Here is a 12,502-nt window from a genome sequence, read left to right as displayed (position 1 = left end):
ATCTTTCGCATCTCCGTCAGTCTCCATACCAGTGCAGCGTCAGGCCAGGCTCGTCACGCCACCGCGCCAACAACGCCTTCAGCGCCGCCACCAGCCCACGCTCCGCGTCGTCAGCCGCCGCCGCCCCCAGACGGTCGACGTCAGCGTCGAGCTGCGGCAGATCCTCACGAACGAGTACGCCATCTGACCACGGGTCGAGCTGACCCAAGATCGGAAGTCGGTTACCGCCGGCCGCGTTCAGCAGCGGCAGCAACTTCTCCACCGGCACGTCGAGCAGCAAACCGCGCTCCTGCGCCGTGGCCCACTCGTCGGCGTCGGCGCGATGGCGCTCCCGCCGCTGCCCGCGGGTAGCCCGACGCAGGCTCTTCGGACGCGGCTGTGGAACGCGCAGCACCAACAGCAGACCCACCCCGGCGAGGCTACGGCAGCTCCGGTGCGGACAGCACGGCCGGAGCACGACCATTCGTCGCGCAGGCGCGTCGGCGTGTCCGCCGTCGTTCGACGTGGCTGCGCGACGTGGGTACGGTGACACTGTGCTCTCGGCCGTGAAGGGTCTGTCCCGGTACCACACCGAGGAGTCGCTACGCGCCTACCTGCTGGAGCGCTCACACCGCACCGAGAACGGCTGCCTGGTCATCGAAGGTTACGGGCGGCGACGCGGGGTGCACCAGAAGGTCGCCGGTCGCGCGTGGGCGCACATCGCCGCGTACGTCGTCCTCGTCGGCGGGTACGACCCCGCCCTCGACGTCGACCAGACCTGCGGTGCCGCCGACTGTATCGAGCCGACACATCTGCGCCAGCTCAGCCGGGCCGAGGCCTGCCGCAGCCGGAACCAGTTGACACAGTGCCGCAACGGCCACGACCGTGAACTCGACCCGGCGACCGGCCGGTACCGTCGGGTCTGTCGCAGTTGCAACCGGGAGGCCCAGCGCCGCTGGCGTGAACGCGAGGCCGCCGAGGTAGCCCAAGCCCGCGCCGCGTACGGCCGCTCGTAGTCAGCCCTTCACACGGTCCGATTTCGGGACCGCCACTCAAGTCGGTAGTTGGGGGGATCGTGACGAGTCCAAGAAGTGCGGGCGGTGCAAGCAGCTTCGGCCGCCGGAGTCCTTTGTCAGCGCGACCGGTCGCACAATGCTCTCCTGTCAACCATGCCGCGAGTATTCCCGCCGCGTGAATCAGGCCAGCAGGGACGCCCGGCCCGGCTCCAACCGAGCGATGAATCTCTGGACCAAGTACCGGATCACCGCGGCCTTCTACGACGAACTGAGGTCACGGCAAGGATTTCGCTGCGCTATCTGCGGCATCCATGAGGCCCGTCCGTAGTTTCCAGACCAAAACAACGCTAAGCAGTTGATCTAGGGCGACACCTGGGGCGCTGCCTCAAGATGGTGGCCTACCGGGAACCGCTTTGCCGTTTCCCTGGTGGTCCCGATAGATGGGATTCAAGGTCAGCGGCGTCACCGTCCGGTCCGGCCGAGTAGGACGTCGTACCGGTCGACCGTCGGCGGCCCGGGCCGGGAGTCCGGCGGTAGCTGAGCGAGGACGCCGTCCAGCCCGCCGCGGCCGCGCTTGACGGCCTGCAGCTCGGGCAGCGCCGTGTAGAGAATGCTGTGGGAAACGCCGAGCAGTTTCGCGATCGAGGTCATCGTGCGATCCGGCTCGCCGAGCAGCTGCAGTGCGTATGCGACTTTCCCCGGGGTCATCGCCAGTGGCCGGCCGAGGCGTTGGCCGGCGGCGCGCACGGCGGCCAGGCCCTCGTTGGTGTTGGCCACGATGATTGTGCGGATGAACTCGGCCAGGGCGGCGAAGACATGGAAGACGCAGGGACAGGAAGCCGACGCCGAGGCGCTTGAGTCGGCCGACGATGGTGATGAGGTCCTCCAGGGAACGGCCGAGCCGGTCGAGGGAGACGACGGTGAGCGCGTCGCCGGGCCGGATGTGATCGAACACCTTGTTCAGCTCGGGCCGGTCGGCGTTCTTGCCGCTGGCCTCGTCGAAGAGGCACTTGGCGCAGCCGGCCGTTGTCGGTATCCGAAGTGGTGTGCACAAATATCCTTACTCCTTTTCACTGCTCAGCGAAGGCGGTTGTTACCCACTGGATGGTGAGGCCGTCTCGCGTGTGACCTGATGGCGGCGGTCCGTCAGAATGAGACGTCTTCGATTGGTGGGAGTGGATCATGTCGGCGGTTGAAGTGATCACGGTGGCGTTGGCCGCTGGTGCGGGCGCTGGTGTGAAGGACACCACGTCGGCGGCGGTCCGGGATGCGTACGCGGGGTTGAAGGGGCTGCTCAGGCGTCGCTTCGGTGACGCTGATGCTGCTGCGGTGCAGGCGTTGGACGCCGACGAGACCGAGCCTGGTTTGTGGCAGGCCCGCATCGGCGACGCCCTGACCGAGTGCGGGGTTGTCGACGACGAGCAGATCCTGAAAGCGGCGCGGCGCTTGCTAGCGTTGGCCGACCCGGAGAAGGCCAAGACGTTCCACATCAACGTGGGCGTCAGTCACGGTGCGGTCGGCGAGTTCAATGCGCCAGTGACGTTCAACCAAGGGCCGCCGGTCCCCCCAGCTCCACCGGCAGCCCTCTAGGGCAGGCGGCTGTCGGCGACACCACCAGTCAGTCCGCCCTCACCATCGGCGCCGCGTACGGGCCGGTCGGTGTCTTCCACGCCCCGGTCACGGTACATACTCGATCGCCGATGACGTGGCCAGTCCTGGCGGGTCGGCTTCCCGCGTTGGCCTCGGCGTTTCAGCCCCGTCACGGGGTGCGGGAGCAGGTCCTGGCCGCTCGCGGGCACGGTGCCGGCGTGGTTCTCACCCAGCACACCGAGCGACGCGACAGCCGGGGCACGCGGGTCTTGGCCGGTAGCGGCGGGGTGGGCAAGTCACAGCTGGCGGCGTGGTTCGCCGGGCAGGCCTTGCAGGAGCGCACCGCGGATCTGGTGGTGTGGGTCAATGCCACCAGCCTCGACCAGATCATCACCGGGTACGCGCGGGCCGCCATGAAGGTTGGCGTGCCTGGTGCCGACGGTGCCGATACGGCCGCGGACGCGGTGGCGTTGCTGGAGTGGCTGCACACCACCGAGCGCAGTTGGTTGGTGGTCCTGGACGACATCATCGACCCGGCCGATATGGCCGGCTGGTGGCCCCCGCACCGCCGGGCCGGATGGACCCTCGCGACCACCCGGCTGCAGGACGCCACCCTGATCAGCTCCGGCCGGCAACAGATCGACGTCGACGTGTACACCCCGGCCGAGGCGCTCACCTACCTGACCGACCGGCTCACCGGCGCCAGGCACGGGCACCTCCTCGACGACCAGGCCGCCGACCTGGCCACCGCGGTGGGGCATCTACCCCTGGCCCTGTCCCATGTCGCCGCCTACATGATCTACCAGCAAGAAGGCTGCGCGGCGTACCTGGCCCGCTACATCACCGGCAACGAGCGGCTGTGCGAACTCATGCCCGCTGGCGCCGACCCCGACGCCTACGGCCGGCCCGTGGCCGTCACCCTGCTCCTCGCCCTGGACGTCGCTGACACCATGGAACCCGCCGGACTGGCCCGGGCGGCCCTGGCGGTGGCCGCCGTCTGCGACCCCGCCGGGCACCCCGACACACTCTGGGCCACCACCCCAGTCACCGACTACCTCGCCGCCCACCGTGCCGACGGCCCGAGCACGCCGGTCACGGCTGGCCAGGCCCGCAAAACGCTGCGGCTGCTGCACCGCTACGGCTTGCTCACCCACACCCCCGCCGACGGCGCCCGCGCCGTGCGCATCCACGCCCTGACCGCCCGTGCCACCCGGGAAACCACCGACAACCCGGCGGCGGTCGCCCATGCCACCGCCGACGCGCTATTAGCCCTGTGGCCGAACAGTGATAACGCCAACACCGATCTCATTGCCGCGCTACGCGAAAACACCATCATTCTGGCCGACATCGCCGGTGATCTGTTGTGGCAGTCCGACGTACACCCGCTGCTGTACCGGACTGGTGTCAGCCTGTTCCACGCCGGCGTGCACACCTCCGCTGTCACCTACTGGCAGCGCCTCGCTGCGCAGGCCGACCGAATGCTCGGGAAAGAGAACCCGAACACACTGACTGCCAGAGCTAATCTCGCCGCCTCTTACTGGCAGGCGGGGCGTACCGGTGAGGCGATCGCCATCGAGGAGCAGTTGGTCGCTGACTCCGAGCGGCTGCTGGGGAAAGAGAACCCGAACTCGCTGACTGCCAGAGCTAATCTCGCCGCCTCTTACTGGCAGGCGGGGCGTACCGACGAGGCGATCGCCATCTACGAGCAGGTGGTTCCCGCCTGCGAGCAGGTGCTCGGCAAGGAACACCCAATCACGACGGGTGCCCGGAGCGGCCTTGCCACAACGTATCGACAGGCAGGGCGAACCGGTGAGGCGATCGCCATCGAGGAGCAGCTGGTTGCTGACTCCGAGCGGCTGCTCGGCAAGGAACACCCGAACACGCTGGCTGCCCGGCGTGGCCTTGCCACGTCCTATCAGCACGCACGGCGTACTGGTGAGGCGATCGCCATCGAGGAGCAGCTGGTTGCTGACTCCGAGCGGCTGCTCGGCAAGGAACACCCAAACACGCTGGAAGCCCGGCGTGGCCTAGCCACGTCCTATCGACGGGCAGGGCGTACTGGCGAGGCGATCGCCATCGAGGAGCAGCTGGTTGCTGACTCCGAGCGGCTGCTCGGCAAGGAACACCCGAACACAGTGGCTGCCCGGCGTGGCCTTGCCACGTCCTATCAGCACGCACGGCGTCCCGGCGAGGCGATCGCCCTCCAGGAGCAGGTAGTCGTTGACTTCACGCGACTGTTCGGTGAAAACGATTTTCAGACGCAGGCCGTTCAAGCTGACCTCGCCGTTTTGCACTGGCAGGCCGGGCAAACCGCTGACGCGATCACCCTCTTGGAGAAGGTGGTCGTTGACCGGGTGCGGCTGCTCGGCGACGAGCACCCGGACACCGTAGCCGTAGCTGGTGTGTTGCGACGGTGGCGAGCCGAAAGCTAGTGCCTCGTCTTTGGACGTTGGCCGTGTAATCCGTCGGTTCTGAGTCCGTTTCGGGCAGGCTGTCTCTCGCTGTTGGTGTGGGAGGGGGTGCCGGGTCGGACGACGCCCGGATGTGTTCGTGCGGGCTCTGTCGATGGCCGAGGGTCAGCGGCTGCAGAGGATCACCCGGAGGTCGAAGGATCCGGTGAAGTTGCGGCGGGCGATCCACGCTCACCTCCGAGCAGGCGCAGCAGTTGCGCGAGCGCGCCGCCGCAGGCGAGAAGAAGTCCGTGCTAAGGGACGTCTCGTAACTGGGTGGAGACGTTGTCTGCGGCTGGGTCTGTGGTCACCAGGTCAGGGCGATGTTGTGCAGGTTGGCGATGCCGGAAGCAGCAGCGGTCAATGTGCGGGCGGCGCGGCGGTAGTCACGCAGGATCTTCCAGTTCTTCATCCTGGCCAGGGTGTGTTCGACCTGTGCGCGGACGGTGCGGTGCTGGGCGTTCAGGTTCTGCTTCCAGGCCGGTAGCGGGCTGCCGTCGCGGTTCTTGCGGTACGGGATGATCACCTCGGGGTTGCCGCGGTAGCCGCCGTCGGCCATGACGGGCCGTCCGGCCAACTTCTGTTCGATGCCGGAGGTCCGGTAGACGATCGTGTCGTTGCGGTTGCCCGGCTGGGGCTCGCCGAGGGCGATGACCAGGCGGGTGCTGGCGTCGATGGCCACCTGCAGGTTTGTCGAGTACCGGTAGTTCTTGCTCGGCGCCGCGAGGCGGTGGTCCCGCGTCGGGATGAGGGTGCCGTCGACGATGGCGATCTGGTTGACCGGTCGGCGGCGCACAGGTGCGAGAACCAGCAGCGGGCCGAGAGTGTCGATGACTCGGTGCGCGGCGGAATGCGACACTCCGAACAGCGGTCCGATCTGCCGCATCGTCAGGTTCGTGCGCCAGTAGACGGCGACCAGCAGCACCCGGTCGGCCAGGTCGAGGGCCCACTGCCGGCCTGGCCGACCGTCAGCGATCCCGCCCCCGCCACGCTCGGCGACGAGACGGACCAGCTTGCGGAACTGGGCGGGGGTCAGCCCAGTGAACGGGAGGATCCACTCCTGGCGGGCTGCGGAGATCACCCGCACCCACGCATCCTCGGTGATCATCCTTTGCGGACAGACGCCGGGGTCACGAGGAGTGCATGCCTAACAGAGAGGAAGACGTGAGCAGCCAGTACATCGTCATCACCGGGGGACCCGGCGCCGGCAAGACCACGCTGATCGACAGCTTGCGGCGTGCCGGCTACGCCTGCGTCGACGAAGCAGGACGACAGATCATCCAGGACCAGCTGTCGATCGGCGGCCAGGCGCTGCACACCGGCGACTCACGGCTGTTCGCCGAGATCATGCTCAGCTGGGAGATCCGCTCCTACCGCCATGCCAGCCAGCATCCCGGACCCGTCTTCTTCGACCGAGGGATCCCGGACCTGGTCGGCTACTACCTCCTACTCGGCCAGCCCGTTCCCGCACACGTGACAGCCGCAGCGCAGCTCTTCCGCTACCACCAGCGTGTGTTCATCGCCCCGCCCTGGCCGCAGATATACACCACCGACAGCGAACGACACCAAGACTTCGCCGAAGCCGCACGTACCCACGACGCCATGGTTACCGCCTACGCCCAACACGGCTACGAGCTCAGCACCCTGCCGCGCAGCGATGTCGCCTCCCGCCTTGAGTTCGTCCGGCAACACGCAGCAGCCATCGATCACGGATCTCCCGGATCACCTCGCCCAAGCTGCCCCGAGTTACGAGACGTCCCTTAGCCCGGGAGTTCGGTATTAGCCGGGAGACGGTAACAGCTATCTGCGCCCGACTGCCGTCACGGGCTGGCCGGCCGGGCAGAGCGGTCCAGTGCGGCGGCGTCCGGCAGGGAGTCGGCGGGGACGCTGTTTTGGAGGAACGCGATCTCGGGACCAGGGCCAGATTTAGGTCGGCGACAGGTAGCACTCCCTGGAGCAGCTGGAGACGATGAACTCCGTCAACTCGGGGCCGGGATGGAACCATTCGCTGCCAGGTAGGCGCAGGTAGGCGAAGCGCTCATGGAGCTGATCTTCCAGTTCCTTGCGTTCCTTCTTGCGGTCTTCGGCGATGACGTGCAGCACCTTTAGGCCGTGAGGGTTGCCGGTGTGGAAGGAGCGCATCCGCTCGTACGGGCTGCCGCCGGCCTCACCAATCTTGATGTAGGGGCCGCTGGCGACGAAGTACACGCCGGCGTAGCAGTGCTCCAGGCCGGGGTCGCCGAAGTCGCCGAAGACTTCTTGGCTGGCTTCGATCATGGCTTCTTTCGGGTCGCCAAGGGTGCCGTACCCGCGGATCTTTTGTCGGTATCGGCCGACTAGCCGCTGCCGGTCCCGGTATTCGTCGTAGGTGGTCATCGCTTGCGATTCTCCCTGCCAGCGCGGGTCGTGGCCAGGCCGGTCTGCTGCCGCGACACCCCCAGCTCCACCCCGGCCGCATGCCCGACCGTCGCGCCAGCGGCCAGCCGGCCGATCACCTCGGCCCGGCGCACCGCCAGGTCCCAGACCTCCGTGGGGTGCGGTCAGCACACCTAGCTCGAGTAACGCCTGCTCATCGACCATGCCCAGGCCCTCACTGTCGTGCACCGGAGTATGGAGTACATCGACCGTAGTGCACCCGAGTCCAGACCAGCCCAGAGTTCGTGCAGAGAACCTCGGACTTCGACACTGTCTTGATCTTGTCGAGGAAACGATCGTTTCTCGGACCGCCTCGCAGTGCCCCTTGAGGCCCCGCCCCCGCTTGCAACGGAGAGCCCTTCTGGTCAGGCCGGGGGGAATCGCCGAACCGAGCTTCCTCAAGCCCGAAGATCGAGTCGCTGAAGATCCGTGACGCGCGTAGGGCGGTGTCGTCCCGACTGAACGCCCCCGTGACCGGCTGAAGTGCGGCTGGCGCTTAACACGAGGGCGCTCGCACCGGGCTGAGCGGAACGCTTACACCATACTGCTGCGTTACGCAGCATAACTGTCATTATGGTGCCTGCACGTTTCGCACCTTTCGTCCCAGGTAATTAGCGAATTATCGTTAACAACTATCCGTTAAATAGCTTCGCTGGCTTCGGTCCTCCGCGTCAGCCCGCCTCGGGAACGCGGTGGCTTTGCCGGCCCCATGCGCTGAGGATGTCGGCATGAATGACCACAGCGCGAACGCGGTCGGCGAGCAGGAGGAAGCGCTACCCGGGGGCAACATGGGGGGTGCAACACGTGTCGGTGCCACTGTTCGACGCGGTGCCGGGGCCTGGAGCCCGACGATTCAACGCCTGCTACGACATCTACATGAGCGTGGCGTCACCTGGGCTCCGCAACCGCTCGGGACCGATGAGCACGGACGAGACAGCGTCTCGTACCTACCGGGCATCGTGCCGCAGTACCCGTTGCCGGACTGGATCTGGAGTGATGGCGTCCTCACCGAGGCAGGTCGCCACCTCGCACAACTTCACGAGGCCAGTGCCAGCTTCGACACCGTCGGCGGAGTGTGGCAGTTCCCGGTGCGACAGCCAGCTGAGGTCATCTGTCACAACGACTTCGCGCCGTACAACATGGTCTTCACCGACCGGCGGCTCACCGGAGTCATCGACTGGGACACGGCCTCGCCCGGTCCCCGGTCGTGGGATCTGGCCTACCTTGCCTACCGGCTGGTGCCGCTGGCCCATCCCGACAACGGCGACGCAATCAACAGTGACCTGGGCGAGCGGGCACGTCGGCTGCGCGTGCTCTGCAATGCCTACGGCTCGGGGCAAGACCCTGCTCACGTCCTCCAGGTCGCGGTCCACCGACTACACGACCTCGCCGCCTTCACCGAGGCGCGGGCTGATCAGGGACAGGAAGACATTCGCAGTCACGTCGGGCTCTACCGACGCGACGCGAGGTGGATCACCGCGCACGCCGATCAGTTGGACCGGGATGTCGCCTAGGCCACCAGTGCCCCCATTGGTCCCGCACGGCGTGCGTTGGAGGCGCGAGATCCCGCGCATGAGCAGCTGGGCTGCGGCGGAGTCGGCGCTGAGGAACACTCGACTCTGCCTTGGCGGGCTGCGCAGCGGCGAAGTGCGACCGGGTTTAGGTCTTGGCGGGGGTGGCTTCGCCGGCGGGTTGGAAAAGTTCGATGAGGTTGCCGGCGGGGTCGGCGAGCAGGATCTGACGGCCGCCGGGCCCGGAGACCAGTTCACTGCGGAACGCGAGGCCGGCGTCGCGGAGCCGGTCGATCTCGGTGTCCAGGTCGTCGACGATGAGGTGGATGCGGTTGCGGCCGGGGCTGGTGGCGTCGTCGGGGGTGGCGCGGGCCCCGGAGCTGGCGGGTCCGGACAGCAGCAGTCGTAGCGGGCCGCGGACCACGTCGGCGAAGGCGGGGGCGGCGCTGGTCTTGAGGTGAAAACCCAGGTGGGCGGTGTAGAAGTCGACGGCGGCGTGCACATCGTCGACGAGGTAGCGGACGCTGACGTACTGCTCGGATGTGCTCACGGTCTGGTCTCCTGGGGTTCGGTGGCGAGGACGGGCAGCAGATGCCGCACGCGGGTGTCGATGCCGGCCGCAACCTGCAGGAAGGCGGGGTAGTCGTCCCGGGTGCCGGCTGCGGCGGGGTCGGGGATGCTCCAGTGCATTTGGCCGGCCGGGTTACCGAAGTCGGGGCAGACTTCGCGGGCCTTGTCGCACAGGGTGATCACATAATCGAAGCGGCGGCCGGTGAGCGAGTCCAGGTGCCGCGGGTGCCGGCTCTCGACGTCGACGCCGAAGTGGTCGCGCAGCGCCCGGACGGCATGGGGGTGCAGCTGCGGTCGAGGGCGGGTTCCTGCGCTGGTCACCTGCACGTGGCCGGCGGTGTGGCGTCGGAGCTGGGCTTCGGCGATGGGGGAACGTGCGCTGTTGCCCGTGCACACGAACAGCACGGTTCGCGGTGGGTGGATCGGCGGGGCCGGTGGGGCGCTGCCCAACTGCAGGGAGGGGTGCAGAGCGGTGCCGGTGCCCGCCAGCGCCTGGGCGCAGCTGTCGAGGTCGAGGTGGTAGTAGGTGTCGCGGCCGTCGAAGCTGCTGCGGGTGGCGGTGACCAGGCCGCCGTCGCGCAGCAGCCGTAGGTGGTAGGAGACCAGGTTCTGCGGCTGGGCCAGGAGGCTGACCAGTTCGCGGACCCGCAGGTCACTGCGGGCGAGTTCGATCAGCAGTTGCCAGCGCAGCGGGTGTGCGGCCAGCCGGACGAACGGCGCCGCAGTGTGACTCGGCTGCCCCATGACCACGAAGATACATCAAACCCGTTTGATCGGGTTGGGGTGAGCGGTAGTGTTGCCACGGTCGAGTCACCGACGGTGAGCCGGACGTCGCCGGGCTTGCCGACCAGGTAGTCGGCCCACTTCGTCGGCACGAATCCGGCTGTGACACCGGGCTGGTGCGCGACAGCAACGAGGACACCGCGTACGCCAGCGAGCAGGGCGCCGGCGGGACCTTGCGGGCGCTGGCGGCGTCCAGCGTCCAGCCACACAGTCAGCTCAGGTCAGGTCCGGAGCCAGCGATCAAACCAGGAGCGGGTCCGGCGCAGGACGTCGAGTTGGTGGTGGCGTTCCCGGATCGAGTGGCTCTCTCTCGGATAGATCACGAACTCGTGCTTCACGTCGAAGTGGCGCAGCGCCCGGTGCAGGTACACGGCCTGTCCGAGGGGGACGTTTGTGTCCTCGGCGCCGTGCAGGATGAGCACCGGCGTGCGGATGTTGCTGGCGAAGGAGATCGGGCTGACCGCGTCGTGTGGGTGGGGACCGATGCCGGACCAGCCGGTGCTGCCGCCGAGTGCGGCTTCGAACTGGCCGTTCTCCCCGGTCGCGGCAAGCATGCCCCAGTCGACGATGCCGGCGCCGACCAGCGCGGCGCGGAACCGGTCGGTTTGGCCGACGGCCCAGGCGGACATGAAGCCGCCGTGGCTCCAGCCAGCGATGCCCAGCCGGTCGGGGTCGGCGATGCCCTCGGCGATGAGCAGGTCGATGCCGGTCAGGATGTCGGTCCACTCCTGCTGCCCGACCCGGCCGGCGACGCTGGCCGCGAACTGGTGGCCATGGCCCTGGCCGCCGCGCGGGTTGGGCAGCAACACCGCGTAGCCGGCGGCCGCCAACCACTGCGCACTGGGGAACCAGAACAGCTGGCAACGATCGGCGTAGCGATCGTACGGGCCTCCGTGCACGATCGTGACCAGCGGGAAGGGGCCCTCCGCTGCGGTCTTTCCGACCGGCAGCACGAGCAGGCCGTCCAGGTCGAGGCCATCTGCGGCGCGATAGGCCAGCGGTTGTTGCGTGCCAAGTGGAACGCCGTCGAGTTCCGGACGGGTGTCGGTGACTCTTCGCAGCGGCCCGGTCGGCGGTCCGATGTGAACGTTCGGGGGCTGATAGCGGGTGCCGGTCAGTACCGCGATTTCGTCGCCGGCAGGGGTGGTGGTGACGTTGTCGAGGCGTCCGGGTTGGTGCGACAGGGTCGTGAGGTCGGTGAGGTCGAGCCGGGCCAGGGTCGTGTTCAGGCCGTCGGCGAACACCACGAGCGGGGCGGCGTCGGTCTGGCACAGTTCGGTGGGGCACATCGTGAGACCGGCGGTGTGGTTGCGCAGGACGCGGCTGTCAACGGCCAGGTCGAACACGGCGGTGCCGGCCTGCAGGACCGGTGGGGTGAGCGCGATGTAACCGAGGTGCCAACCATCCGCGCCCGGCCACCAGGCCAGAGATCGTGCGTCGACCTCGACCGGTCCGAGGTCCTCCTCGGTCCCGGTCGTGGGGTCGAACAGGTGCAGTTGGCCGGAGCGTGGACCGTAGTCGTTGTCAGCGCTGGCCCACGTCAGCACGGCAACTGGGCCGCCGTCGGGACGTTGGCGCAGTTCCACGACGTGTCGGTCACCGAACACACTCGGGGTGGTGACCTGGCCGGTGCGCAGGTCGAGCAGGCGCAACCGGGTACGTGGTTCGCGCTCGCCGACGACGATGGCGTCGTCGCGGTCCCGGATACGGCAAGTGTCCTGCTCGGTGGGTTCGTCCTCGGCGAGCAGAGCGACCAGGTTGGGGTCGCTGAGCGGCAGGTGGTCGAGGACGCCGCCGCGCCAACTGGACAACATGGTCAACGTGCCGTCGGCAAGGGTGAGCCCGTGCAGTTGCGGGGTACCGCGGTCGGCGCGGTCGGACAGGAAGAACACCGTTCCCGAGTCGACCGACCAGCGTGGCTGGGATTCGGTCGCGGTGTCGGCGGTCGCCCGGCGTGATGCGACGGTGGCATCGGTGTCGACGAGCCAGAGTTCGGTGTCGAGGTGGTCACCGTTCCGGCTGAGGGGAGCGAGGACGTAGCAGAGCAAGCGCCCGTTCGGCGCGAGCGCCGGGGCCTGCGGGGCGCGACCATCGACCACGAGTTCGGCGGTGAGACCCATCATGCGACGAGTCTGCCAGCATCCACGAAACACCATGCGAACGATCCGGTGCTGTATCGACGCACTGG

The 12,502-nt window shown here is 67.9% G+C and carries 13 protein-coding genes and 1 pseudogene; 5 read left to right on the top strand and 9 right to left on the bottom strand.

What is annotated here, in order from left to right; genetic code table 11:
* Positions 1-16 precede the first annotated feature (16 nt).
* A complete protein-coding gene (locus tag DLJ58_RS18015) occupies positions 17-409 on the bottom strand; it encodes a hypothetical protein (protein WP_124857913.1) in 393 nt (130 codons plus the stop codon).
* 124 nt (positions 410-533) lie between these two features.
* Here DLJ58_RS18015 and DLJ58_RS18010 point away from each other — a divergent pair, with 124 nt between their 5' ends.
* Positions 534-995, top strand: coding sequence for an HNH endonuclease (locus DLJ58_RS18010; RefSeq protein WP_124857911.1), 462 nt, complete (start codon positions 534-536; stop codon positions 993-995).
* Positions 996-1,457: 462 nt separating this feature from the next.
* Here DLJ58_RS18010 and DLJ58_RS34620 read toward each other — a convergent pair whose 3' ends face one another.
* Both DLJ58_RS34620 and DLJ58_RS34615 read right to left on the bottom strand, forming a co-directional pair.
* Complete coding sequence (locus tag DLJ58_RS34620) at positions 1,458-1,772, bottom strand: helix-turn-helix domain-containing protein (protein WP_244219004.1); 315 nt, start codon at positions 1,770-1,772, stop codon at positions 1,458-1,460.
* A gap of 106 nt (positions 1,773-1,878) precedes the next feature.
* Positions 1,879-1,950 (bottom strand): annotated as a pseudogene (locus DLJ58_RS34615) (recombinase family protein); the annotation flags it as partial.
* A 227-nt stretch (positions 1,951-2,177) separates the two neighbouring features.
* On the opposite strand from DLJ58_RS34615, the gene DLJ58_RS18000 reads away from it, so the two are divergent.
* Together DLJ58_RS18000 and DLJ58_RS17995 are read left to right on the top strand one after the other, a co-directional pair.
* Positions 2,178-2,585 (top strand): hypothetical protein, encoded by a 408-nt coding sequence (locus DLJ58_RS18000; protein ID WP_124857909.1) that lies wholly within the window; start codon positions 2,178-2,180, stop codon positions 2,583-2,585.
* Between the two features lie 218 nt (positions 2,586-2,803).
* On the top strand, positions 2,804-5,017 hold the full coding sequence (locus DLJ58_RS17995) for a tetratricopeptide repeat protein (RefSeq protein WP_244218999.1): 2,214 nt from the start codon (positions 2,804-2,806) through the stop codon (positions 5,015-5,017).
* A gap of 325 nt (positions 5,018-5,342) precedes the next feature.
* On the opposite strand, the gene DLJ58_RS17985 is transcribed toward DLJ58_RS17995, so the two are convergent.
* Positions 5,343-6,122, bottom strand: coding sequence for a transposase family protein (locus DLJ58_RS17985; protein ID WP_124857905.1), 780 nt, complete (start codon positions 6,120-6,122; stop codon positions 5,343-5,345).
* 56 nt (positions 6,123-6,178) lie between these two features.
* Between DLJ58_RS17985 and DLJ58_RS17980 the strand changes: the two genes are divergently transcribed.
* Positions 6,179-6,799, top strand: coding sequence for an AAA family ATPase (locus DLJ58_RS17980; RefSeq protein ID WP_124857903.1), 621 nt, complete (start codon positions 6,179-6,181; stop codon positions 6,797-6,799).
* Positions 6,800-6,961: 162 nt separating this feature from the next.
* On the opposite strand, the gene DLJ58_RS17975 is transcribed toward DLJ58_RS17980, so the two are convergent.
* Together DLJ58_RS17975 and DLJ58_RS34095 are read right to left on the bottom strand one after the other, a co-directional pair.
* Positions 6,962-7,411 (bottom strand): GIY-YIG nuclease family protein, encoded by a 450-nt coding sequence (locus DLJ58_RS17975; RefSeq protein WP_124857901.1) that lies wholly within the window; start codon positions 7,409-7,411, stop codon positions 6,962-6,964.
* A complete protein-coding gene (locus tag DLJ58_RS34095) occupies positions 7,408-7,545 on the bottom strand; it encodes a hypothetical protein (RefSeq protein WP_167493716.1) in 138 nt (45 codons plus the stop codon). Before DLJ58_RS34095 ends, DLJ58_RS17975 begins: the two co-directional genes overlap by 4 nt.
* Positions 7,546-8,178: 633 nt before the next feature.
* Between DLJ58_RS34095 and DLJ58_RS17965 the strand changes: the two genes are divergently transcribed.
* Positions 8,179-8,964 carry a phosphotransferase gene (locus DLJ58_RS17965; protein ID WP_124857899.1) on the top strand — a complete coding sequence of 262 codons (786 nt, stop codon included), beginning with the start codon at positions 8,179-8,181 and terminating at the stop codon, positions 8,962-8,964.
* A gap of 145 nt (positions 8,965-9,109) precedes the next feature.
* On the opposite strand, the gene DLJ58_RS17960 is transcribed toward DLJ58_RS17965, so the two are convergent.
* From DLJ58_RS17960 to DLJ58_RS17950, 3 genes are all read right to left on the bottom strand, one after another.
* The gene (locus tag DLJ58_RS17960; protein ID WP_124857897.1) at positions 9,110-9,511 is read right to left on the bottom strand and encodes a VOC family protein; all 402 of its coding nucleotides are present in this window, start codon (positions 9,509-9,511) and stop codon (positions 9,110-9,112) included.
* Entirely contained in the window at positions 9,508-10,275 is a 768-nt protein-coding gene (locus tag DLJ58_RS17955) for an arsenate reductase/protein-tyrosine-phosphatase family protein (protein WP_124857895.1), read from the bottom strand. Before DLJ58_RS17955 ends, DLJ58_RS17960 begins: the two co-directional genes overlap by 4 nt.
* Positions 10,276-10,535: 260 nt before the next feature.
* On the bottom strand, positions 10,536-12,437 hold the full coding sequence (locus DLJ58_RS17950; RefSeq protein ID WP_124857893.1) for a S9 family peptidase: 1,902 nt from the start codon (positions 12,435-12,437) through the stop codon (positions 10,536-10,538).
* Positions 12,438-12,502: the final 65 nt, after the last annotated feature.

The sequence above is a fragment of the Micromonospora arida genome, assembly GCF_003857035.1.
GTDB lineage: Bacteria > Actinomycetota > Actinomycetes > Mycobacteriales > Micromonosporaceae > Micromonospora > Micromonospora arida.
The sequence above is the reverse complement of the archived record's forward strand: the minus strand, read 5'-3'. Positions and strand labels throughout refer to the sequence as shown.

Excerpts from the sequence above, each read along its gene's own strand:
- DLJ58_RS17950 (WP_124857893.1), bottom strand. The coding sequence starts at position 12,437 with ATGATGGGTCTCACCGCCGAACTCGTGGTCGATGGTCGCGCCCCGCAG.
- DLJ58_RS17955 (WP_124857895.1), bottom strand. The coding sequence starts at position 10,275 with ATGGGGCAGCCGAGTCACACTGCGGCGCCGTTCGTCCGGCTGGCCGCA.
- DLJ58_RS17980 (WP_124857903.1), top strand. The coding sequence starts at position 6,179 with ATGCCTAACAGAGAGGAAGACGTGAGCAGCCAGTACATCGTCATCACC.
- DLJ58_RS17975 (WP_124857901.1), bottom strand. The coding sequence starts at position 7,411 with ATGACCACCTACGACGAATACCGGGACCGGCAGCGGCTAGTCGGCCGA.
- DLJ58_RS18000 (WP_124857909.1), top strand. The coding sequence starts at position 2,178 with ATGTCGGCGGTTGAAGTGATCACGGTGGCGTTGGCCGCTGGTGCGGGC.
- DLJ58_RS17965 (WP_124857899.1), top strand. The coding sequence starts at position 8,179 with ATGAATGACCACAGCGCGAACGCGGTCGGCGAGCAGGAGGAAGCGCTA.